Source organism: Desulfurobacterium sp. TC5-1, from assembly GCF_000421485.1.
Classification (GTDB): domain Bacteria; phylum Aquificota; class Aquificia; order Desulfurobacteriales; family Desulfurobacteriaceae; genus Desulfurobacterium_A.
Map to the genome: position 1 here is coordinate 746,321 of NZ_ATXC01000001.1, position 21,722 is coordinate 768,042.

Here is a 21,722-nt window from a genome sequence, read left to right on the forward strand (position 1 = left end):
ATGTGATATACAGTTAGTGAACTACTCCGCCCTTACGGACGGAGCTTCTGAGGGAGTTTGACTGATTTCTCCAGCCCTTATCCCTCGCGGCAGGTTCACGCTGCCCTCTACTCCTATCCCTGCAAAAAGCAGGGATTCGGAGATACCTTTATTCATCCTGTATATTCTTATCCTTACTACCTGTTTGAGTCCCGTTACAAGGTCAAACCAGCTCTTCTTGAACTTCCTTAAGATGTTTCTCGCTCCGTTAACGTCTGCGTTGATGAGTCCTTTTATGGCTGATAGAAAAAGTCCTCTTTTTATCCTTCTTCCGTTACCCTTGTTCGTTCTTGCAGCTCCTGTATTTTCGCCGCAGGAGTCGGTAACGGAAGTGTAGCTCTCATCTATCAGCTTAACTTCTATTCCTGCCTCTTTGAGCTTATATTTCAGGTGTTCTGTTACTTTTCCGTGGGGTAACAGTTTGAACATCTGGTTTACAAGGTCTGGAAGGTTGTTCTTTTTGTTCTTTGATTCTTGAACTTTTCCTATTACTACCGTTTTCACTCCGTTCCTTACTGCAAGCTCCTTTATTAGATTGCTGACCTTGTGGGCATAATCCCTCAGTAGGTTCTTGACATTTTTCCAAAGTCTGTGAAGTTTCTTCTCTAACTGTATTGTCGGTAGTCCTTTGTTCTTGAGGTTATCAAGCTTTTTCTGTAGGTTGACTATCTTTTTGAGTTTCTTCCGCAGTAACGTTTTTAATCCTCTCCCGTCTATTATGTAGGAAGTAGGATTCCCTTCCACCACACAGGTGGCAAAGTTTGATATTCCGTAGTCTATCGCTAATACTTTGTTACTTTGCAGTTTAACCTCCGGAACTTCTTTCTCATACACTACCACCGCTTTAAAGCTTACCTGCCCGTAGGACTTATACGGGACTATCTGAACGTTGAGAACTTTGAGGTTTTCTAAGTCCTTATACCCTGTCTCTATCCATAGGTAATCTGGTGAATATCCAAACTTTTTAAGCAGGTGTTCTTTTAAGTTTTTTGATAGCGAAAGTCTTATCCTACTTCCTTCTATCTTGAATCCTGTTTTATCCCAAGTTACCACTCTGTGAGGTATTTCGAGATTTACGTAGCTTGGCGGTTTAACCGTTTCTACTCCTTTCTTTTTGAACTTTTCAAGGTCTTTTAAGAACTTGAAGAAGTTATTCCATCCTCTTGATAGTTCATCAAGAACTATTTGGGCTGAGCGGGATTGTAAGGAACGTAAGTGTAGGGATTCGTCTTTGAGTTTGTTGTAGAGGTCTCTGTAATCAGGTTTTGCTAACTTGTTCTTTATGAGGTAGTTTGCTTGATTCCAGAGTCTTCCGGCGTGGTAGGTGAGGTGTCCGAGAATTATCTCCTGTTCCTCTGTTAGACGATTTAGTTCAAAGACAAACGCTCTTTTCACTATCATCTCAACTTAAAACTATTCTCACTGTTTTCTATTTCAAGGTGCTTACGCACCTGCAGGCTTTCATCCCCTCCCTTACGGAAGGAGTCTTCTCGCCCGCGGATGATAAAGAAGATACGATAGGTATGATATATACAATTACTACCGTATGTACGGTAGGTATGATATAGATAGTCAATATCAGATATATCGGCAGTGTGGGCTGAAAAACAGGTTTTTCATGTTGGAATTTTCCTGTGGTTGCAGCAGCTATCCTAAACTACCCCTCATTAAAACGGGAACACCACGGAATAGGAAAAGTAGAGAAAGTGCTGGGTGAATTAACCTCTTTTCAGCGCACATCACGCTGCGCTCGGAGAGGAGCGGTTGTTTTTTTTACGGGCGTCGGTTAAGTGTGCACGGTGAGAACAGCATGTTCGTGCAGCGTGATGTGCTTCGGAAGTCGAGCGGTAGAAGTTCCATCATTAATGTATTGTTTTTTTACTTTTCTGTTCTGAATTTTACCTCTTTATAACTGCTTAATTTTCCCTTCTTTGTATCTATTGGTAACTTTTGTAGGGAATTTTTAAGTATTTTATTAAAGTGACTTATAAAATACTTAAGTATAGGGATTTTTCAAAAATTTCCTCTTTAATATTTACCAGATTTTTCCCTTTGGACTATATTGAATAAAGGCAACATAAAGAGAGGAGGTGTAGGTATGTACAGTATTAATGGCACTAATGGTATGTCAGATATTAACGCTGCGTCTCGTACAAATAGTATAAATAGTATGCACAGTATATCTGGTATATATGATATATCTGATATTAACCGTTACCCGGAAAAATTTTTCCGGAATCTGGTGGCGAATTTTCGTAGTTTTCTTTTTCCTCATTCGAAAAACGTAGTCACTTCGCCTCTTTCACCGTTAACAAGATACATTTTTCTCGGCCTTTACTATCATGCCAACAAGATAGGTGAATGTTTTCCATCCTTTCGGAGAATAGCGAAGCTAACCGGTATAAGCGTCAGCACTGTTCAAAACTCAATACGAAAACTCGAAGAAGAAGGATTTATAAAGATAAAAAAACACTTTAGACATAATTACTATATCCTTACTGATTTTCCCTCTTCCATCACGGAAGCTGTCTTTATTCCGGGAGAGATTTTCCAGTACTATTTAAAACCTGTTTCCAAAATTGTTTTAATTTCTCTTTTATGGCTCAGAGCAGGAGACGAAATAGTCTATAAGACTCAAAAAGAGTTAGCCGAGTTTCTTTATTTATCTCCTAAAACTATTCGAAACGCTTTAGAAGAATTGGACTACAAAGGTTACATAGAATTTGAAAAGGTTGGAAGGTTGAAATTCCCCAGGTTGATCTGGAACGAAAAGACGTGGTGATTTTTTCCAAAAAAACTTGAGGTCACTCTCCATTCGGAACAATAGTAATAACCTTCGCAAGTGTTTTGATATCTTCGGGTTTTACAATTACAGGATGATAATCAGGATTGTAGCTTTCAAGAACAATAACATCTTTTTTCTTATAAAACTTTTTCAAAAGAAGCTCACCTTCATCGTCACTTTCTTTGGTAAGTTCTACCACGGCTATATCGCCGTTCATTACCGAGCTGTCCAGATCAGCAAGTACCCAGTCTCCCGGTTGAAGGCGCGGTCTCATTGAATCTCCCTCAACTCTAAAGAAAAAAACCCTGTGATGAGCTTTTTTCCTGGGAACCCAGGCCATTTTCAGTTCAGACGGTGCCGAAATAGCAGGGTAAAGTCCACGTCCGGCTCTTACCCGTGAAACAACAGGCACCGGCATAAGAACAAAATCAGCAGGTGCCACATCCAGAAACTTCAACTCATTACGTTTCAGGAACATTTCTCCTTTACCTTCACGCAACCATTCAGGGTTGACAGAAAAAACTTTTTCTATCAACCTTATCACTCTTTCAGAAGGTTCAGTTCTGCCACTTTCCCATTCCTGAATAGAACGTTTTGAGCGGCCAAGACGTTCACCAAATTGCACCTGAGTCAAACCAAGAACCCTTCTTAGCTCTTTAATTCTACTGCCTATATTGCCATTCTTCATCATCACAGATCAACCCATAATCATCAAATTATGCCACAAAAACGAACTATAAGTTATTGACAATACGCAAAAATGAACCTATACTTCAAAATAAGCATAGCACTAATGTCACGAAAATCATCACAGATAAGCTGTATAATGATAGCACAGTTTTCGGGGGATAAAATGAAAAGAGAAAGCTTTGACTGGATTCATCAAAAGCTGGAAGAGATATGTGATTCTATCTCCTCAACCAATTTCTCAGAAGAAGAAAAGGCAGATATGATAGAATGTATGATGGAAGTGATAACTTACTTTGAAACAATTTCAGAAGAACAGAACGATAAACCTGATTTTTGAGGCAGTTATGGGTTTTCTGGATCTATTTAAAAACATAACCGAAGAAGAGGAACTTGACGAACTCACAGGCCTTCCAAAGCATCTGGTTGAGAGAGAGGAGGAGGCTTTCATTAAAAGAAAGCTTTACGAGGAAGGTAAACTTCCCGAAGAGGAGAAAAAAACCGATAGAAAAGAAAGCAGAATCTGTTACGAGTGCGGATTCCCTTATGACTGCGATATAGAGAACTCCAGAAAAAAACGCAGTTTTTCCACCCGGAATAACTTTGATGACGATCTTTTTGATTCCATTAAAAGAACATTTGACGAACTTAGTGGAATGTGGATGGGTCCCTGTAATCTCGACGATTAATGCAGGTCTTTCGGATTATTGAACTCAGACGATGATGGAGAAGCAGTTATGGGTTTTCTGGATCTGTTTAAAAACATAACCGAAGAAGAGGAACTTGACGAACTCACAGACCTTCCAAAGCATCTGGTTGAGAGAGAGGAGGAGGCTTTCATTAAAAGAAAGCTTTACGAGGAAGGTAAACTTCCCGAAGAGGAGAAAAAAACCGATAGAAAAGAAAGCAGAATCTGTTACGAGTGCGGATTCCCTTATGACTGCGATATAGAGAACTCCAGAAAAAAACGCAGTTTTTCCACCCGGAATAACTTTGATGACGATCTTTTTGATCCTATTAAACAACTTGAAGAAGCGTTTGATGGCCTTGATGGAACTACAATAAATGAGTACTCTGATCTATGATTAACACAAATCTTTCGGATTATTGAACTCAGACGATGATGGAGAAGCAGTTATGGGTTTTCTGGATCTATTTAAAAACATAACCGAAGAAGAGGAACTTGACGAACTCACAGGCCTTCCAAAGCATCTGGTTGAGAGAGAGGAGGAGGCTTTCATTAAAAGAAAGCTTTATGAGGAAGGTAAACTTCCCGAAGAGGAGAAAAAAACCGATAGAAAAGAAAGCAGAATCTGTTACGAGTGCGGATTCCCTTATGAGATGGAAAATGCCGGCAAAAAACAACATCCTTTTTCTCGTCGTCGAAGTATCTTTGACGATGACGATGATAGAACATTTGACGAACTTGATGGAATGGAGATAGGGCTCTGTAATCTCGACGATTAATGCAGGTCTTTCGGATTATTGAACTCAGGCGGAGCTTCCGGTTTTCCTCCCGGCGCTCCCTGTCCCTTCCATTCACTGTAAGGAATATATTGTTTTTTCCCATTACGATATACTACATATTCGGGCATCGGCTTTTCCTGCATCCTGAAAGCGAAATATCCCGTCTTGCTGTTGTAGCCAAGATAAACCCCCGGCGTTATTTTGGCTATCTTTTCTCCATTTTTTGCCCGTATTACTTCCCCGGGTTTCATACCTAATAATTCCTTTCTGTTTATGGAATCTACAACCCTGTCAGGTTTATCCTGCATCTTGTTCAGAATATCCCCCATCATCTTATTGGGAACGAAATCTCTAATTTCGTGGATTCTCATCGCGTCATTGTTCCAGCCAAGCACCATGACCTTTCCTTCATCGTTTCCGAGAAGACCCCACCTGTTGAAAGAATCTACTAACAGGTTTCTTGCCGCTTCTATTCCTTCTTTACTTGCTACGTGACCAAAGTCAATCTTGTCCTTATACGACTCAAGTGCCTCATAGCCCCTTCCCGCATCTTTGCCGTGATTACTGTTGTAAGCTTTTTCAACCTGTCCTTTACCTGCATTTATTGCTCTTTTAACATCAGGACGATTACCAATCTTTGAAGTGTTTATATTTGTACCTAAATGTTCAGGATCCACCTTCATTTTTTCAATATTTTCAAGAGCTTTAAAATCTCCGCCTGAAACCCGGTTCAGAACTTTCAGGCCTTCCTCCGGATTTGTCGCAAAGAGCTTATTCAGATTATTCATAATTTCGGCTGCTTTTTCTATCCTTTTATCAGGATCGGTTATTCCCTGTGCATCAAGATACTTATTGAAAACTTCAGGAAGAGCGTTAAGATTTTCTGAGAGGTTTCTTTCGGAAATCTTTGAAGCTCCCTCTCTGTACTCTTTTGCTTTTTGCATGTATTCAGAAACTGACTCACTCCACTTTTGAGCCTCTGAAAATTGATTCCGATAACCACTATCTTTTACGCCTCTCCGGGCGGCTTTAAGGATACGGCTGGCACTTTGTGAAGAAATAAAGTTTTTAGCAAACTGTTCCCTAAAAGCTCTGGCCTCCTTACCTGTTAATGTTACTTCATAGTCATTATCTTTGTTTTTAAGTTTTACAATTTCCCCTTCTGCACTGGCTTTCGCACTTACAATTTCCCAATTTCCTTTAACTGCAGCGTTTGCACTTAGAGCTCCCTGTGCTGTAAGCCTATCCTTCTTAATTACTCCATTTTTCACCATATCTTCAAGAGTCTTGGAAATAACGCTTTGTTCCGTTTTCCTTGCTTCCTTCTTCAGAGAATCAGAGTATTGATTTCCTTCCTCCACGGTCTCAATAGCCCTAACAGAGGTTCCAAAAGCTCTATCTACACCAACAGTCTTAATATAATCAGACGCAGCTCTTTTGCCGCGCTGTTCCATTTCTGAAGCATTTTTGGAAAGCTGCTCTCTCAGTGTAGCTGTCTTTTTAAAAGCGGCGTTAGAGAGATTTACATTGGTTATGGTGCCGTCTGATTTCAATGCCGTAACGCCTGCACCTCCCTTGCTCACTATTTCAGTATCGCCCACTATCTTTTCATTAAATCCTTTATTATTAACGTGCTCCGCCATAATAAGTTGTCCCTTATCATACTTTTCAAATCCTCTACCGTCCGAAATCGTTCCCGTGAAATTACCATTCCTATCCACTGCACCGTTTATGACTTTCCCGGTTTCTGTCATACCTGAGATTTTCATTCCACCGTTAGCAGTCCTGGTAGCATAGCCATCAATAAATCTTTCTGTTGACAGGCTTCCCAGTTTTCCTAAACCTGCTTCCCATGCATAATGACCTGCAAGTTTTGTAGTTTTTTCACCCCCTTCACTTACCCAGGAATGCCAGGGAGTATTGAAAGATTGCCTTCCGTTGACATTCATAGAACCTGCTTCAAGGCGGTTTTCAAATCCCATATTTTCCCTGTGAAGCCAGTCAACGTTGTTTGATGAAACGTTGTTATATGCTACATTTCCGAAACTTGCAGAACCCCTTGCTGCTTCTCCTGCACCTCTTTCAGCAGCTCCCGCTGCCATACCCATGAGTCCGGAAGCAACATTTGTAAATGCGTAAGCACTGCCTGCAGCAAGACCGAAAGAAACTGTGGGTATAAGCCAGTAAAATGATGAAAATGCAATAATTTTATCCTGAGCAGCTGCAGCAACTCCAGCAGAATTAAGCAGCGTAAAACCTCCGTTAGCAATTGCTGACAGATAATCCCGGGCAGAGTTTAAAATAAAAGCATTCAGCACAACTTCACCGATATGCCACAGGAGGAACCACGCATACACAACGAAAATTGTCTTAAAAACCTTTTCCCCTCCGAAAATTCCGACAAGAAGAACGAAAGGAAGCATGGCAACAAAGAAGGCCGTTGCTACTCCTTTGGCCATCGGCAGGAACTTTGCCCCGGTAATTGCTTTTGCCAGTGAAGTCTGTTTCAACTGTTCCGTTGCTGTTGATAAAGAGTAAGCAAGTGCATCCGGATTGACACCGGCAGCTATAGCCCACTCCCTATATCCGTCTTTCATCTGGTTAATTGCTATCCCCTGAAGAATAGCATCCTGAGCAGTAGTTGAATAATTCATAAAATAATCGTTAGCAATACCGAGCACGCTCGCAATTTTTGCGGCCGAAAGAAAACCTATGCTCTTTGAGAGAACGTCAAGGGCATCTGTATTAACGTAAGTGTTCAATTGCCCTGTAAGAATACCGTAGGCGGAATCACAACTGTACACCGTTCCCTCAGGATCAGAAGCATCATAAATAACAGTAAATCTTGCAGGATTTGTTCCGCCAAGTTCGGTCCACAAAGTTGTAGAGGTTTGCAGGTTTGTAAGGCTTTTTGTCCCGTCGAGAATATCAGGAATAACACAATCCTCTACATAATTGTTCACGCTTTTATAAATGTAGGGATCCACCGGCCTTGTAGCCTGGACCTCTGATGCAACAACTGCAAGAGGTGCTATAGGACCAACATTATTGTAGCTTAAATCTGCAGCCGAAAAAGGCAAAAACGATCTTTCTGCAACTCCTCCTAAAACCTTTTCCGTCTGCGTAAATAAAGCCAGCGGTCTTGCTATAATCCAGGGAACATTGTTGATAATTTCATTGGAGCCGTTTACCAGATCCTCAACAGCAACCGGAACACGGATCTGTATCAGCAAACTGAATACGATAGATCCTACAATACCTACTTTGAATATAGAAAAATAATCAACCCTTTTTCCTATTGAAAACAGAACAGAGAAAACCGAAGAAAAAACAGCAAGCCCCATAAAAACTTTAAATAAGCTGTGAAAATCACCGGAACCAACTACAGAAATAACTCCTCGTAGTGCTTCAGCTATCAGATCTCCGTATCCCCACGTGTATATCGTATCAACTGCCATAGCTGTGTGAGGAACAGCCACAAGTAAAAGTACAAAAAACAGAATATTTTTTCTCTTCAAGACTTTCCTCTGAATCAGATTTTATTTATTCCTAAACTGAGAAGGTATGCTCCGGCAATCGGTGAATGACCCATCGCCTGCATAATTTCCTTGTTAAGTTCTTCATAGAACTTTTGATTTTGCATATCCTTGATAAATTTATCGTGAGCTTTTCCGTAGAATTTTGATACTTCTTTCAGAAGCTCAAGAGTGTTTTTTTGCATGATTTCAAGATTCCCCTCGAGACCTTCCCCGTAAGCTGTGTTTCTTAGTTCAGGAGAAATTTGATATCTTACGTACGCAAGCTTTTCATTTATGGCATTTAGCGTATTTGAAAGAATTTCATAGGCATATTCAGCAGCGAAAAGACGTACAAGATCGGCTTTTACTCCATCCCTGACCTGATCAGGAACAAGAGAAAACGTATTCAATAATGAATAAACAGGCACATCAAATCTGTTTATAAACTCTATAGTAGTTGCTCTTGGTCTAATTCTATATCTTATCGCGTTAAAAACATCAGTGACAGCATCCTGAGCATACACACATGCAGGGTTGTAATTAGTCACCGTGACATACGCACCTGACTTATCCAGACCCTTAACCGAAGCCAAACTGGAACACGTTCCGGAATTATCATCGTATCCCGTGAGAATTTTAACAACGGACATTGCATTTTCATTTACATTTTCATCATTTTTCCTTATAGGCACGACCGGTTCTTCAGCACCTGTATCTATCCTGAAGTCACCTATATATGCACGTAATATGTCTTCAAGATCAGGATCATACATATCAGTATCTTCTAAAAGATCGTGAAGAAAACTATCCGTATCTGTCAGTTTTTTTGCAACTTTACATGCAAAACCTGTACAATTAATTGAAGTATTAAATTCACTTACAAGATCTGTCATATTATCCAGGAATTTATCTGCCCCAGAAAGCCAGTCGGAGGTTTTACCTTTAATACTTCTGGCTATTTCAGTCCCTGCTAAGCGTTCCTTTAAATTATTGGATATAGCCGTTGCAATCTTACAGCTATCAAAATTCATACTGTTTATCTGATTTGCCAATGATGTTAATTTCTTTATGGTTGATGAACATTTTTCACATAAAGCTCCCAGAGCTATGTCAAACGCCATTGCCGACACTGTTCCCGGGTTGAAGACACTTTTCGCAAAACTTTCCCAGTACTTTCCATCTCTAAGATAAGAAAAACTGCCGGTGACTATATCTATCCCACCGCAACCCACCTCTATTTTCGGCGGTATTACCGAAAACGGCTGAATAACTGTTCTCGGAGCTTGAACGGTAAAACGACCACCAACATAATAGCGCCTTGTCTGACTGTCAAATACTCCTGAAGAATCTGCCGGCGTTTCAACTACAAATTTATCAAGATAATCTTTAATTCCGGCTTTTGCGGAGGAAGTTATTAAAATGATACCGCTCAACACAGCCAACAATCTCCGCATAGCTTATCCTCCATATATGTTTATTATATTCTATTGTGTCCTTGAACAATTTGCAAGCGTTTCATATATTCTTAAGTGTCTTCTCCTTATCCAGGGGCGAGAAGATCTCCTTCCGTAAGAGAAAGAAAAAGGCCACAAAGGAGGCTTTTATGACAAGGAAAAAATACCCACCAGGAATAACTACGAAAGTTGCTAAATCTATAGAGCTTTTAGCTACGGTGAAAGCACCGGGAAGCTGGTTATCAAGGGATCAATACAAATTTCTGCTAACCGGTGGACTTGACTGGTACAAGGAACACAAACCTCATCTCGCCAAGGAAATAGAAGAAATGCTCCAGCGGAGGGGTCCGTTCCCATTTGATTTCTACAAACTCGCCGATTATATCAACGACAGGATTTTGAGTGAAAAGGTTAAGATAAATCCTGTATTGCCTATAGAAACAGAAGCAGTTATTCGGTTTAAAAGAGATCCTTTTTTGTCTTCTTCACCCAAAATTTATTTTATTGCCGACTCAATTTACAAATACTGTAAGGAACAATTAGAAAAAGGAAATAAAGATTTTGAAATTGCAGAACAAATCATAGGAAAATATCTCGAATGGATGAAATTAAATATTGAACGCACAAAAGGAGATGTGAATGTTATGGAGGAACTTAAATGACGTCCAAAGAAGTTGTGTCAATTTTTGAAGAATATGATTTGAGAAGAAAAAAAATATTTCTATTAACTGGCGAAGATGGAAGGAAATTTAGAAGGATCTTGCTTGAAAAGGATAGGTTGACAGATGATAATGTAATATATCTGAGAGAATTAATTGAAAATCTATATAAATACGGATTTCTTGTTCCTGCAAAAGCTCTTGAAGACTGGTTGGAGGAAAGAATCTAATGCGAACAATTTGCGAACAAAGACATGTAAATCCTTTGTTTTCAAGAAGAAACAATTGGACTCAAAATCCCTTGCCCTTGCGGGCGTGCGGGTTCGATTCCCGCCCCGGGCACCAATTAAAACCTTTTAAAAAAAGCGTTTTTCGACCTTAATTATAATATTACTTACCCTCTGGACAAAAAAGAATATAGGGAATATAAAGGAACGAAACGGAAAAATTGATCGCACACTGCGATCAATTTGCGACCAATAAAACAGCTCTATGCTTTTTCAAAAAAATGTAGGGGGGCAAGCCCCCGAAAATTAACCTTTCGAAATACCCTTAAGCTTTACATCATATTTTGGATTGTTAATTGTGAATATCTGAGGAAACTTTTGATAAAGGGGCCCTTCAAACGTTACTTTACCACTTTCCGTAGCCTTTACAATTATAGCCGGATTATTGGGTTCATTTGATGCAGATGTGTAAGCATTGTTCATCAACTTTAAATCAGGAACAATGTAAAGGATTTTTATTTCTGTATTTCCAACTTTAATAACATCCCCTGCCTTAACTTTAGCCTCCTTGATAACTTTTCCAGTAGTTTTATCAATGACTATAACGTCAGCGAATTTCCATGTTTTTTTAACCTCTTCCGGTAACTCTACAGGTTTTGTTAATTTCGTCATAGACTGAGGATGCATACCAGGCATCATACCACCATCCATTCCCATACCGTGGGGAGGCATCCCCATTCCGTTCATGCCGCTTATGTCTGGATGTCCCGGTGGAAGAGCTGTTTTATTTCCAATAGGCGGATGTCCCGGTGGAAGCTCCTTAGCTGTCATAGGTGCAGCCTGCTGCTCCTGTGATTGTTCTGGCTTGCTATTGTTACCGCATCCTGCAATTGCAAAGGATGCAACGATACCAAGAACGAGAGCTGTCTGTTTTTTCATCGTTCACTCCTTTAAAGCAAATTTAAGGTTTGATTATATCCAACTTCTATCAATCTTCAAGTGTTATAACATTATCTAAACCGCGGAATTTCCTTATAAGCGAAGGGATAAAAGAGCAAACAACACTAACTTGCGAATTATTTATACATGTATCATCATCACCGTTGCAACCAATTATCTTTACTGGAAGATTTTTATCAAGATGAGCAACCGTAACAGTTTCAACAGCTTTATCCCTATCACTAATCCTTATCTCTTCAACAAAGGGAGCAACAGCTTTTGCGATTCCCCAGGCGATAAACCTACCACCTATTAAACCAAGCTTTTTAATGTTTCTCCGTTTTAGCTCCTCCACAAGAGCTTTAAGGCTGTATTTCAACTTTAACTTAGCACTGAGTGGAGAAGTCAGAAGGAGAAACCAGTGAGCATCCCCTATAAAGATATCTCCGATCTTGCCAAAAGGATATATAGAATCCAATCCTAAAAACTTTGCCGACTTGGCTATTATTTCCGTCGTACCTCTATCAGCCGGAACTGGAAAAGGTGAAGCCGTAACCTCTTCAGCCATAACTTCTACTACTTTTGGAAGTCCAAATTTTGTTACTGTAGCTTCACCAGGCATGTAACCTGACATGTATGCGTGGTGATTACCGGGAAAACCACTTATAACACTGTTTAATCCACACTTTAGACCAAATCTCAACTCATCTTCATACTGTCCATTCGTCGCAACAATTTTTCCTGGCGAAAGAATCCTTGCCATCACAACAGCTTCGCCAAAAGCTCTTACTCTATTTCCAGCACAGTTATAAGGGCCACCCTCTATAACCACCTCATCTATTTTATAATCTACACAAGCTTTAATACCCCTTGCAAGTTCTTCCTCACCATCTCCAACACAGATAATTGCACCAACACCTTTACCGTGCTTTTTCGCAAATTCTATAACAGATAGAGTTTCTTCAGGCGGCGCTGCATGAGAGGTGTTTTTTTGAAAAGCCATTAGACTAACGCTTATTGATTGAACAACGCTTGGCCACAAATCTTTTTCGTAAGAAAATGCTTTCTCCTTATTTTCAAGCCTCTTATGAATCCTTCCGCGAGGACAACCGTTAAAAGGTTTACCACTTCTATAACAATCGGCAGGACATTTAACTATCTCTTCAGGATACCTCATAGGCCCGTATTTACCGAAATGGTCAACATCCACAGGCATATCTGTAAGACTGCGAAGATCTTTCATCAATTCAAAAGGTGTCATTCCTTCTCTTTCAGCTATATCTGCAACAGCATACGAACAAACATGAACCGGAAATCCTAATCTATCAACAAGGCGGAAACCACCTTTAATCTCTGTGAGACTTTGCTTCAAACTTACAACATCAACAAGAACTTCATTCAAGTCACACCCAAACGGAAACTCTTTGTAAGAAGAACCAAGGCAAATTAGCTCTTCTTCAGAAAGTCCCTTTAAAGCTCTAAGTAATGCAGAAGGATTCTGTTTCCCTTTTTCCATTAATTCATACTTACTTTCCAAATCACCAGAAAGCACTTTTTCAATAACTTCTTCCACATTTCCTCCTTTGATGAAATTTTAAAACTTGAATTGCTATTGCATCTGCAACTCTATCAAGGATAATGGGGGAAATGGGTAAGCCATCTTTTATCAAAATTCCTGTGCCAATAAACGCAGTTAACGGGGAAGAAGCTGGAAAATCGTACTCTTTTAAAAACAGTGCAGGCCCCCTTTCAACTGAAGCAAGAGAAATAAAGGTTCCCACCTCTTCATCACCAAAACCAAATACACCGTTAGTGGTAATAAAAGGAATTCCTTTCTCAATACAAAATTTTCCAACTGTAGCTACAAGCGGAATGGTATCCCCTCCTGCTATTGTAGATACGACAACTGATGCATCTTCCAGACAGTCGATATTACTTTCAGAAAAATCAAAGGGAAAAGCCTCTATCTCTTTATAGCGGGTATCAGGCGTAAGAAAGCGTCTTTTCAAAAAAGAAGCTTTGTTTTCTTTTGGAAGTGCTCCTTTTAGAATATGATAGTAGTCATTCTCTTCTATTGTTCCTCCATCAAAAACGGTAATCTTCGAAAATCCACCTCTATGAGTCATAACAAGCCTTTCAAAAACTCTAACTCCAAGCCTCCCGGCTCCAAGAAGAACAAGTTTGCCGTAAGGAACGAGTTTTTCTTCTAAAATAGTAACTCTATCCATTCTTTACTACCTCTACAAAGTCAGGAATTTCTCCACCTTTAATAAGAGATTTCAAAAGAAGAAGAGTTTTATTAACTGCTTCCTCCTTTCTCTTCAAAATTTTCTCAACACTTGCAAAAGGGAAACCTTCAACTTTATTCGTTGTTCTAATTATAAAAATTTCCTTATTAAAGCGCAAACACACTACACCTCTTCCATTTCCAGCACTTGAAGCAACAGAGATGTTTACGCCCAATTTTTCTTTTATAACCCTGGAAAGAATAAGTGTTACGTTTACATTTTCCACTTCATCATAGACCTTTATTCCATTGACGTGAGCACGAGGCGGGGGAAGCATCACTCCCAAAATTTCTTCTATAGAATAGACGGAAGGCAGAAACATAACGGCGGAAACGGAAATTGGTAATTTGTTCTTAACATAAGGAGCAGAAAGTTTATGAACACCCATACCAATTTCACAATGGGTAAAACACTCAATCGAGGCAAAAGTCAGAGTACGGGAAACCGACATCAACAAACTCCGTATCAACAAAATCTTTTAGGCGGTTAGCAAATTCTACCATTCCGGGAATTTCAGTTTTGTAGTGAGAAGCATCTATAAAACCCATCTTGGCCGCTCTTAATCTGCAAGCCGTATGATGGACAAGATCACCGGAAACAGCAATATCAATATTAAACTTGAAAAGATTCTGAATAAAATCAGAAAAGTTAAAACCACATCCGCTGAACACAGCGACTTTCTCTATCTTCTCAGGAAGATGATAAAAAACTTTCTTTAAATTAAGAACCTTCATAACCTTCTCTAAAAATAGCTCTGGCGATATCTCTATCATCCCATACATTCCAAAACGATTATCATCAAAAAAAGAAAGGTTTTCCAAACCTAAAATATTCCCAAGCGCGTAATTACATCCCCAATCTATTCGGTCAAGAGGCGTATGAACAACAAAAACGGGAAAATTAGGATTAAAAGAGGGTTTGTGGTGAGCAACAACAACATCAAATTTAGAAAAGTCAAAATCATGTGGAACATCAACAACAACAGCTACATGTTCTACTTTTCCAGGTCTAAAATCAGCAACCCATCCGTAAAAATCCCCGGCAACAGCGTAAGACTCAGGAACAATTTCTCTTACAATCTTTTCAAAATTTTGCCAGTTCAAATTTCATCTCCTGTAAAATCCCATTTAAAACGTCCTCAAAATAGTCAGCCTTAAAGTTTCCTCCGTTTTTTACTGAAGCGGTAACCGCCGGAATCTCCATCACATCAAGAAAACCACGACTACTTTTTGCATTAAACAACAACGACTCAGCAAAAAAGAGATTAGGCACGGCGTAAAGAACATCATTAAACTTTTCTATCTCAACAGAAATTTTTCTTACTGTATGAATCGTTAAGGTCATAGTTCCTGATGTCTTTCCCCTGTAATCCATTTTAAGGAAAAAGTCCGGCTTCTTTTCTGTTTCAAGAACCTCAAGTCCAGAAGGTTCCTCTGAAATAATAACTTTTCCTTTGAATTTCCCTGCCTGACCCCGACTAACATCAATCCCCCCAAAACCTGTAAGGTCAATAATAACGTCAAACTCTTCCCTTTCAGGCTTATTGAAAGGAGAAAGAGCCATAACACTTTTTTCTTTATCATACAGGAAAATTTCTCTAAAATTATTTTTCAAATATTCAGCAATAAATATTCCATCAAGATAACCACCAATTACAAGGAGTGAATCACCTTTGAACTCTTTAAGCACTTCCGCCTTTTTTTTAGCTATTTTTTTGGCAACATCCAAAACAGTGAAAGATGAATAAACCGTTCGTGTCCTGTTTGTTATACCTTTGTGAACAGGAACCATGCCAAGTCTTTTCAAAAGTCTAAAAACATCAAAGAAAAGTGCCGTTTCCAAAGATAAGCCATGAATGTGATGAGGGGGCGAGGTTACAGCCGATATAACATTTCCATAAACATCAATCAAAATCGTCAACGCCCCGCTCCCAGGAAGTCCAAGCCTTCCTCTGGCAATGTAAAAATCACACTCCCCAAAGTAACGCCCTGATAGTGCTTTGGACAGTGAAGGCATCTGCTCCAAATCAAAAATGTCGGTAGGAACACAAATCTGAATAACATTTTTAACACCAAACATACCAAGAGTATTTTTGAAAATTGAAAACTTTTTATGATTGTCCGTTACAACCCCAAACTTACCATCAAGTAAAAGCTTTTTCAGAGCTTCTGTCTCTTCAGGTTTGTCACCTTTTCGGATACCGTTAAGGGATTCTTCAAAAGCTTTTTTAAACAGAGAGCGGCTTTTTCTCCACATTTGTTTTAATCCCGTGTTTTTCAAGGAGTGGTAGAATTTCTTCAAGGACACCCACAACAGGTGAACCAACACCTTTCACAACTAAAGGATAACCTGCTGGAATAACCGTCGCAATGTTCGTAGCACCAGCTCTAATCGCAGGAATAAGTCCTTTCATTAAAATAGTGGGAAAAGGAACCGTCAACCTTCTCAGGCTATTTATATGCTCTTTTACCCTTTTTATAACGTCTAACTGTAACGATAAAGACGCAGGGGGATTCTTTTCCATTGGCGTATTTTTATAAGGTCTAAATCCCATAACTGGAACTTCTTCTACTTCCAATTCTTTTAAAAATTCAATATGCTTCTCTCTATCTTCTTCAGATTCACCAATACCCACAAGAATGCCACTTGAAAGTTCAACACCCTGTTCTTTAACCTGGTAACAAACCTTCATTCGTTTTTCAAGAGAGTCATCTGGCTTTAGCTTTTTAAAAAGTCTGGGATTCATGGTTTCGAGATTACAACATATCGTATCAACACCTGCACCTTTCAATAACTTTATCTTCTCAGTATCTAAATCACCACCAATATTTATCAAAACCCTTAAAGATGTATTTTCTTTTACAATCTCAAGAGCGGACAGAACTTTTTGAAAATTTCCATACCCAGCAGAAAGACTCACCCTCTTTATTCCATTCCTTTCTATAAAAAGTGCCGCCCTCTTTATCTCTTCTCTCTTCTTACTTGTAAGATAGAAATACCCTTCAACAGAAGTGCCCACCGCAAATCCGCAGTAGGCACACTTTCTTTTAAAACTACAATAATTACTAATATGTATTGTCGAAGTAATTTCCACCATAAATGTTAAACACCAAGCACTGACGTAATCCTATCTATCGCATCCTCAACTTCTATGTTGAGAAGACCAATATTGGCATCAGATTTTATCACACATACGAGAATAGCCCTCTTCCCGGCCTTTTTAGAAAGGATATTTTGTTTCGAACATCTGATGAGTGCATCCTCAAAATCTCCAGCTTCAACAACTTTTGAAAGTCTTTCAGATGTACCAACAACCGCTGCAGCCATAGCTGCAAGCTTTTCAGCGCTTAAACCGCCTTTAAGCATTGTTGAAACGACAACCTGACCATCAGGTGTCGCTACAAGAGCACCGAGCATATCAGCGCCAAGTGAATCAGCAAGATCTGAAAGTATTTCTTCTAACATTTCTCTTTTGCTTGCCATAATTCCTCCCCTATCATGTTAAGCATAAAAATTATTCTCTGTCTGAAACACCTTCATAAAACTTCTTCCAGGATTCTCTTAGAATACCCTTGAGAACATCATCACCAACAAGATCTTCCATATATTCAACAAGCATTGGTGACGGTGCTGACATATAAACAGCTTCTGAAGGTGCAAAACTTTCTGCCTCTTTCACAAGCTCAGGAACTATTTCGCCAATTTTCTCAAGAAGTTCTGAAGCTGTTACGGTCATTGGCTGCACATCTCTGTCAAGAATCATTGACTTTAAGGAATCTTTCATAGCGTCAACGTTGAGAAGTTTTATTAAACCACCGAGGCCGTACTTTGCAACCAGACTTGAAACAACTTGAAGAGATTGAGCAATTTGAAATTCCGTCATTGAACGTTTAGTTTTCAATACATCTCTTGCAACTCTATAATATTCAATCGCTCCAGTGAAAGCAATCGCTGTCGTAACAATACCCATATCACCAACAGCTGAAACAAGCTCAGCAGGAAGGAGATAAACTTTTTTACCTGCATCAATGGCAAGATTTTTTAACTTACCAATCTGTTCATCTGTAACAATAGGTTTCCTCAAAAGTTCATTCGTTGCAATCAGATAATGCTGATGTTGTGGAGTACCCGGAATAGCTGCAGGATGCATGGTTGAAAATCCAATATCTTCTCGTCCTTCCATAAAAATAGCATTCTGGAGATAAGAATTGAGAACAAGGATTGACATAGTACATGTAGTACAAATAACTGCATCTTCTGCCAGATAAGGAAGTATATTCTCAGCTATTTTAAAAGTCACACCACCTCTAAAAGGTGTAAAAAGAATGGCAATTTCTGCATCTTTCGCTGCTTCCACATCATCAGTCGTAAGCTTCACTCCTGCAGTTTCAAGTTTTGACTTTATATCAACCGGAACTCTATCCAGGTGAGGGTCTGCCAACGTTACATTATGCCCGGCCTGAGCAAATTCAAGCGCCATTGCTGAACCGCCGTACGGGGGGCTACCACCAAGTCTTTCAGGAACATTTAATTTATAAAGATAGTAGTTGAGACTTCCAAAGCCGTAAACCGTGACTTTCATATTCCACCTCTCTCCTTAAAAGGTTTCCCCGGATTTTATTGTAACATAAGCATTAGCAACTTAATATTTAGCGTTATTTTTATAGTATCTCTCTTTTTCAGAATATATGCAACCGCAGTACTGCTGTCTGTAAAGATTATACTCCTTTGACTTTTCTATCCCCTCTCTCCATCCCTTTCTAAAATCTCTATAAAGAAATTTAACACCAAATTTCGATGCAGCAGATTCTGCACACATTTTCATTATTTCATGATTTTGGTATTTACTGTAAAACAGAGTTGAGGTAAAAAAATCAAATTTCCCCTTTTTAGCAACACTCGCAGTCATTTCAAAACGCATTGAGTAACATATTTGACACCTGATGGGTCTCTCCTCTCTGTAAACCACCGCCCTAAGCCACTCTTCAAGGGGATACTTATTAATATAAATAATCTTGATTTTAGTGATTTCTTCAAATTTTTTAACTGTTTCAAGCCTTTTTAAAAATTCAGTGTATGGATGAATATTAGGATTATAAAAAAGACCATAAACTTCAAAATCTTCTTGTTTTAAAACTTCCAAAGGATAACAGGCACACGGCGCACAACAGATGTGGAGAAGAACTCGCTTCACTTTTCAAGCTCCACATCAAGGTCGGTTTTTATGGTGTTACCACCCTCTTTATTTGCAAGTTCTAAAGCCTCAAGAGCCTTCGTTATAAGATCCGTCTCATCCATGTCTTTTCTTGCAACAGCAGCTCCAACACTTACCGTTACCTTCAAAGTTTTTCCGTTAATACTGATCAACATATCCTCTATTGATTTTCTTACACGTTCACCTATCCTTATAGCATGCCCAAATGTTACACCAGGTAACAAAATTCCAAAAATGCTGTCATCATAATAAGCCACAACATCATTTACTCTTAAGAGTTTCTTTAATTTTCGAGCCACTTCTTGAAGAACTATTTTTCCTGCCTTTTCCCCTTCACCCTTTACAATTTCTTCAAACTTATCTAATTTAACCATTAAAACAGCAAATGGATAATTTCTCGATTCAAAATCATCAAACATATCCTTTAACACTTTCTCAAAACTCTTTTTGCTTGCAATTTCCGTAAGAAACTCTATCAAAACGTTTTTCTCAGACTCATCAAGTTTCTCAGATACTTTCTCAATTTCCTTTCTTGACTCTTGAAGTCTCTTTCTCAAAGTTTCATTTTGAAGTTTTATATCATTCAACGCTTTTACAACCGTCTCTAACATGGCTCTTAAATTTTCATCAGATAAAACTTCTGTGGTTTTTTCCACTTTTTCAGCGTGATTTTCTATTATTTTGTTATGATTATCTATATCTCTCAAAACTTTTTCAATTTCGGCAGTTACCTCTTCCGCTATTTGCCTTATAAATTTCCGATCTGCTTTGTTTATTTTCAAAATGGCAGTTTCAATAACAGATTCATCTGGATATTTCTCCTTAAAAATACCCATTATTTCAGGATCTGATAGATCTTTACCTGTTTCATGTAAATAGCAGAAAATATCAAACCACAAATAGTAATTTAGCGGGGTAAGAGGGATTCCATTCCTTACAAGAAACTTGATCTCTTCTTTAGCAATAACAGAAATTTTTTGATAATCCGATAGAGATAAACCATCACCAGAATTTATCTTTTTCATTAATTCACATTCAAACTGATTCACCATAACCTTTCTCCCAGGAAACTTTTATACCGGCTTTCTTCATAGAATTATGAAAAGGCAAACTTCTCTTTGCTATCTTTATATTTACCATATCAGGTTCAAACTGTCTACATATCTCTTTAATAAGACTATCCGCAAAATCTTCAAGATAAATAAATTCTCTCTGTGCATACTCAAGAACTATTCTATAAAGCTTCTCATAATCCACAAATTTTTCAGATTCTACCTCAAGGTCAATTTCTGCTTCAACACCAAGTTTTCTTTCCTCTTCGTAAACTCCGCATTTTAAATGAACTTTACACCCTTCAAGAAACACTTTCGTTTTCTTTTTCATTTGCAATCCTCTCAACCTCTTTCACAAGCCTTTCAATAGCTTCTTTTTCATCAAACTTCCCCACAACTTTCCCATTAACAAAAAAGATGAACTTATCTCCCGCCGCTGCTATTCCAACATCGGCAAAGGATGCCTCTCCAGGACCATTAACCGCACATCCCATAACAGCCACAGAAACAGGTACTTTTATGTGTTCAAGAGCCTCTTCCACCTCGAGCGCAATTTTAGGTAGATCAATCTGACATCTACCACAGGTGGGACAGGAAATAACATCAACACCGTAATTTCTTAAACCAAGTGAAGAGAGAATTTTAAATGCAACTTTTACCTCTATTTTAGGATGTGCCGAAAGGGAAACCCTAACTGTATCGCCAATTCCTTCATAGAGTAGAATCCCTATTCCTGCTGCCGATTTAACAGCCCCTGAAAGAATTGTTCCAGCTTCCGTTATCCCTATGTGGATAGGATAGTCACAGGAAGACGCAAAAAGTTTATTAGCTAAAACAGTGGTTTTAATATCTGAACCTTTAAGAGAAAATTTCATATTTATAAAACCTTCGTCCTCAAAAAACTTCATGTAACTTAAAGCAGTTTCTGCAAGCGCTTCATCACATGGACGACCATACTTATTTAAAATCTCTTTTGGCAAAGATCCGGTATTTACACCAATCCTTATTGGAATGCTCCTCTCATTTGCTGCTTTTATTACTTCTCTTACCTTATCCATTCCACCTATGTTGCCAGGATTTATCCTTATCCCGTCAGCCCCTTTCTCTATGGACAGGATAGCTAACTTGTAATCAAAATGTATATCGGCAATGAGAGGGATAGTGATTTCCTTCTTTATGAGAGGAATATTTTCTGCAGCCTCAACAGAAGGAACCGCAACCCTAACAATTTCACATCCAACCCTTTCAAGTTCTTTAACTTGAGCAACTGTAGATTTAAGATCTTCTGTAAAGGTATTTGTCATTGACTGAACAACAATCGGATTGTCACCACCGATAGGAACATTCCCAACTTTTATTACACGACTTTTTCTTCTCTTTATCCACATAAAC

24 protein-coding genes are annotated in these 21,722 nt (G+C 38.9%); 7 read left to right on the forward strand and 17 right to left on the reverse strand.

Annotated features, from left to right (window positions below; genetic code table 11):
• Positions 1-21: 21 nt before the first annotated feature.
• Positions 22-1,434, reverse strand: a complete 1,413-nt coding sequence (locus H153_RS0103840; RefSeq protein WP_022846829.1) for an RNA-guided endonuclease TnpB family protein — start codon at positions 1,432-1,434, stop codon at positions 22-24.
• Between the two features lie 703 nt (positions 1,435-2,137).
• On the opposite strand from H153_RS0103840, the gene H153_RS09245 reads away from it, so the two are divergent.
• Complete coding sequence (locus H153_RS09245) at positions 2,138-2,821, forward strand: helix-turn-helix domain-containing protein (protein ID WP_022846830.1); 684 nt, start codon at positions 2,138-2,140, stop codon at positions 2,819-2,821.
• 22 nt (positions 2,822-2,843) lie between these two features.
• Here H153_RS09245 and H153_RS09885 read toward each other — a convergent pair whose 3' ends face one another.
• Complete coding sequence (locus H153_RS09885; protein WP_022846831.1) at positions 2,844-3,515, reverse strand: S24 family peptidase; 672 nt, start codon at positions 3,513-3,515, stop codon at positions 2,844-2,846.
• A 162-nt stretch (positions 3,516-3,677) separates the two neighbouring features.
• Here H153_RS09885 and H153_RS10165 point away from each other — a divergent pair, with 162 nt between their 5' ends.
• The 4 genes from H153_RS10165 to H153_RS0103870 are packed head-to-tail and all read left to right on the forward strand — an operon-like array spanning position 3,678 to position 4,978.
• Positions 3,678-3,851 (forward strand): hypothetical protein, encoded by a 174-nt coding sequence (locus tag H153_RS10165; RefSeq protein WP_022846832.1) that lies wholly within the window; start codon positions 3,678-3,680, stop codon positions 3,849-3,851.
• Between the two features lie 7 nt (positions 3,852-3,858).
• Positions 3,859-4,200 carry a hypothetical protein gene (locus tag H153_RS0103860; protein ID WP_022846833.1) on the forward strand — a complete coding sequence of 114 codons (342 nt, stop codon included), beginning with the start codon at positions 3,859-3,861 and terminating at the stop codon, positions 4,198-4,200.
• Positions 4,201-4,248: 48 nt separating this feature from the next.
• A complete protein-coding gene (locus H153_RS0103865) occupies positions 4,249-4,596 on the forward strand; it encodes a hypothetical protein (RefSeq protein WP_022846834.1) in 348 nt (115 codons plus the stop codon).
• A gap of 52 nt (positions 4,597-4,648) precedes the next feature.
• On the forward strand, positions 4,649-4,978 hold the full coding sequence (locus H153_RS0103870; protein WP_022846835.1) for a hypothetical protein: 330 nt from the start codon (positions 4,649-4,651) through the stop codon (positions 4,976-4,978).
• On the opposite strand, the gene H153_RS0103875 is transcribed toward H153_RS0103870, so the two are convergent.
• Both H153_RS0103875 and H153_RS0103880 read right to left on the reverse strand, forming a co-directional pair.
• On the reverse strand, positions 4,975-8,496 hold the full coding sequence (locus tag H153_RS0103875) for a conjugal transfer protein TraG N-terminal domain-containing protein (RefSeq protein WP_022846836.1): 3,522 nt from the start codon (positions 8,494-8,496) through the stop codon (positions 4,975-4,977). The genes H153_RS0103870 and H153_RS0103875 overlap by 4 nt on opposite strands.
• Before the next feature lie 14 nt (positions 8,497-8,510).
• Positions 8,511-9,950: a conjugal transfer protein TraH gene (locus tag H153_RS0103880; RefSeq protein ID WP_022846837.1), complete on the reverse strand. Its 1,440-nt coding sequence runs from the start codon at positions 9,948-9,950 to the stop codon at positions 8,511-8,513.
• A 149-nt stretch (positions 9,951-10,099) separates the two neighbouring features.
• On the opposite strand from H153_RS0103880, the gene H153_RS0103885 reads away from it, so the two are divergent.
• Both H153_RS0103885 and H153_RS0103890 read left to right on the forward strand, forming a co-directional pair.
• Positions 10,100-10,612 carry a hypothetical protein gene (locus H153_RS0103885; RefSeq protein WP_022846838.1) on the forward strand — a complete coding sequence of 171 codons (513 nt, stop codon included), beginning with the start codon at positions 10,100-10,102 and terminating at the stop codon, positions 10,610-10,612.
• A complete protein-coding gene (locus tag H153_RS0103890) occupies positions 10,609-10,839 on the forward strand; it encodes a hypothetical protein (RefSeq protein ID WP_022846839.1) in 231 nt (76 codons plus the stop codon). The genes H153_RS0103885 and H153_RS0103890 overlap by 4 nt, the downstream gene beginning before the upstream one ends.
• Positions 10,840-11,142: 303 nt before the next feature.
• On the opposite strand, the gene H153_RS0103895 is transcribed toward H153_RS0103890, so the two are convergent.
• The 13 genes from H153_RS0103895 to ispG are packed head-to-tail and all read right to left on the reverse strand — an operon-like array spanning position 11,143 to position 21,718.
• The gene (locus H153_RS0103895) at positions 11,143-11,775 is read right to left on the reverse strand and encodes a hypothetical protein (protein WP_022846840.1); all 633 of its coding nucleotides are present in this window, start codon (positions 11,773-11,775) and stop codon (positions 11,143-11,145) included.
• Positions 11,776-11,824: 49 nt separating this feature from the next.
• Positions 11,825-13,348, reverse strand: a complete 1,524-nt coding sequence (gene hmdC, locus H153_RS0103900; protein ID WP_022846841.1) for a 5,10-methenyltetrahydromethanopterin hydrogenase cofactor biosynthesis protein HmdC — start codon at positions 13,346-13,348, stop codon at positions 11,825-11,827.
• Positions 13,332-14,003: a ThiF family adenylyltransferase gene (locus H153_RS0103905; protein WP_022846842.1), complete on the reverse strand. Its 672-nt coding sequence runs from the start codon at positions 14,001-14,003 to the stop codon at positions 13,332-13,334. The genes hmdC and H153_RS0103905 overlap by 17 nt, the downstream gene beginning before the upstream one ends.
• A complete protein-coding gene (locus H153_RS0103910) occupies positions 13,996-14,514 on the reverse strand; it encodes a FeGP cofactor biosynthesis protein HcgF family protein (protein WP_155883410.1) in 519 nt (172 codons plus the stop codon). The genes H153_RS0103905 and H153_RS0103910 overlap by 8 nt, the downstream gene beginning before the upstream one ends.
• Positions 14,477-15,166, reverse strand: coding sequence for a Nif3-like dinuclear metal center hexameric protein (locus tag H153_RS0103915; protein ID WP_022846844.1), 690 nt, complete (start codon positions 15,164-15,166; stop codon positions 14,477-14,479). Before H153_RS0103915 ends, H153_RS0103910 begins: the two co-directional genes overlap by 38 nt.
• On the reverse strand, positions 15,147-16,319 hold the full coding sequence (locus H153_RS09890) for a FeGP cofactor biosynthesis guanylyltransferase HcgB family protein (protein WP_022846845.1): 1,173 nt from the start codon (positions 16,317-16,319) through the stop codon (positions 15,147-15,149). The genes H153_RS0103915 and H153_RS09890 overlap by 20 nt, the downstream gene beginning before the upstream one ends.
• On the reverse strand, positions 16,291-17,160 hold the full coding sequence (hmdB, locus tag H153_RS09260; RefSeq protein WP_022846846.1) for a 5,10-methenyltetrahydromethanopterin hydrogenase cofactor biosynthesis protein HmdB: 870 nt from the start codon (positions 17,158-17,160) through the stop codon (positions 16,291-16,293). Before hmdB ends, H153_RS09890 begins: the two co-directional genes overlap by 29 nt.
• Before the next feature lie 5 nt (positions 17,161-17,165).
• Positions 17,166-17,546 (reverse strand): roadblock/LC7 domain-containing protein, encoded by a 381-nt coding sequence (locus H153_RS0103930; RefSeq protein ID WP_022846847.1) that lies wholly within the window; start codon positions 17,544-17,546, stop codon positions 17,166-17,168.
• A gap of 31 nt (positions 17,547-17,577) precedes the next feature.
• A complete protein-coding gene (locus H153_RS0103935; protein WP_022846848.1) occupies positions 17,578-18,645 on the reverse strand; it encodes a H(2)-dependent methylenetetrahydromethanopterin dehydrogenase-related protein in 1,068 nt (355 codons plus the stop codon).
• A gap of 60 nt (positions 18,646-18,705) precedes the next feature.
• Positions 18,706-19,257: an epoxyqueuosine reductase QueH gene (locus tag H153_RS0103940; RefSeq protein WP_022846849.1), complete on the reverse strand. Its 552-nt coding sequence runs from the start codon at positions 19,255-19,257 to the stop codon at positions 18,706-18,708.
• A complete protein-coding gene (locus tag H153_RS0103945) occupies positions 19,254-20,330 on the reverse strand; it encodes a GGDEF domain-containing protein (RefSeq protein WP_022846850.1) in 1,077 nt (358 codons plus the stop codon). Before H153_RS0103945 ends, H153_RS0103940 begins: the two co-directional genes overlap by 4 nt.
• The gene (locus tag H153_RS0103950) at positions 20,314-20,661 is read right to left on the reverse strand and encodes a dihydroneopterin aldolase (RefSeq protein WP_022846851.1); all 348 of its coding nucleotides are present in this window, start codon (positions 20,659-20,661) and stop codon (positions 20,314-20,316) included. Before H153_RS0103950 ends, H153_RS0103945 begins: the two co-directional genes overlap by 17 nt.
• Positions 20,633-21,718, reverse strand: a complete 1,086-nt coding sequence (ispG, locus tag H153_RS0103955; protein WP_022846852.1) for a flavodoxin-dependent (E)-4-hydroxy-3-methylbut-2-enyl-diphosphate synthase — start codon at positions 21,716-21,718, stop codon at positions 20,633-20,635. Before ispG ends, H153_RS0103950 begins: the two co-directional genes overlap by 29 nt.
• Between the last annotated feature and the right edge of the window lie 4 nt (positions 21,719-21,722).

Coding starts and splice junctions, on each gene's coding strand:
- H153_RS0103930 (WP_022846847.1), bottom strand. CDS start 17,546: ATGGCAAGCAAAAGAGAAATGTTAGAAGAAATACTTTCAGATCTTGCT.
- H153_RS0103860 (WP_022846833.1), top strand. CDS start 3,859: ATGGGTTTTCTGGATCTATTTAAAAACATAACCGAAGAAGAGGAACTT.
- H153_RS09885 (WP_022846831.1), bottom strand. CDS start 3,515: ATGATGAAGAATGGCAATATAGGCAGTAGAATTAAAGAGCTAAGAAGG.
- H153_RS0103935 (WP_022846848.1), bottom strand. CDS start 18,645: ATGAAAGTCACGGTTTACGGCTTTGGAAGTCTCAACTACTATCTTTAT.
- H153_RS0103865 (WP_022846834.1), top strand. CDS start 4,249: ATGGGTTTTCTGGATCTGTTTAAAAACATAACCGAAGAAGAGGAACTT.
- H153_RS0103905 (WP_022846842.1), bottom strand. CDS start 14,003: ATGGATAGAGTTACTATTTTAGAAGAAAAACTCGTTCCTTACGGCAAA.
- H153_RS0103945 (WP_022846850.1), bottom strand. CDS start 20,330: ATGGTGAATCAGTTTGAATGTGAATTAATGAAAAAGATAAATTCTGGT.
- H153_RS0103950 (WP_022846851.1), bottom strand. CDS start 20,661: ATGAAAAAGAAAACGAAAGTGTTTCTTGAAGGGTGTAAAGTTCATTTA.
- H153_RS0103890 (WP_022846839.1), top strand. CDS start 10,609: ATGACGTCCAAAGAAGTTGTGTCAATTTTTGAAGAATATGATTTGAGA.
- H153_RS0103870 (WP_022846835.1), top strand. CDS start 4,649: ATGGGTTTTCTGGATCTATTTAAAAACATAACCGAAGAAGAGGAACTT.
- H153_RS09890 (WP_022846845.1), bottom strand. CDS start 16,319: ATGTGGAGAAAAAGCCGCTCTCTGTTTAAAAAAGCTTTTGAAGAATCC.
- H153_RS0103910 (WP_155883410.1), bottom strand. CDS start 14,514: ATGTCGGTTTCCCGTACTCTGACTTTTGCCTCGATTGAGTGTTTTACC.
- H153_RS0103880 (WP_022846837.1), bottom strand. CDS start 9,950: ATGCGGAGATTGTTGGCTGTGTTGAGCGGTATCATTTTAATAACTTCC.
- H153_RS10165 (WP_022846832.1), top strand. CDS start 3,678: ATGAAAAGAGAAAGCTTTGACTGGATTCATCAAAAGCTGGAAGAGATA.
- ispG (WP_022846852.1), bottom strand. CDS start 21,718: ATGTGGATAAAGAGAAGAAAAAGTCGTGTAATAAAAGTTGGGAATGTT.
- hmdB (WP_022846846.1), bottom strand. CDS start 17,160: ATGGTGGAAATTACTTCGACAATACATATTAGTAATTATTGTAGTTTT.
- H153_RS09245 (WP_022846830.1), top strand. CDS start 2,138: ATGTACAGTATTAATGGCACTAATGGTATGTCAGATATTAACGCTGCG.
- H153_RS0103885 (WP_022846838.1), top strand. CDS start 10,100: ATGACAAGGAAAAAATACCCACCAGGAATAACTACGAAAGTTGCTAAA.
- H153_RS0103895 (WP_022846840.1), bottom strand. CDS start 11,775: ATGAAAAAACAGACAGCTCTCGTTCTTGGTATCGTTGCATCCTTTGCA.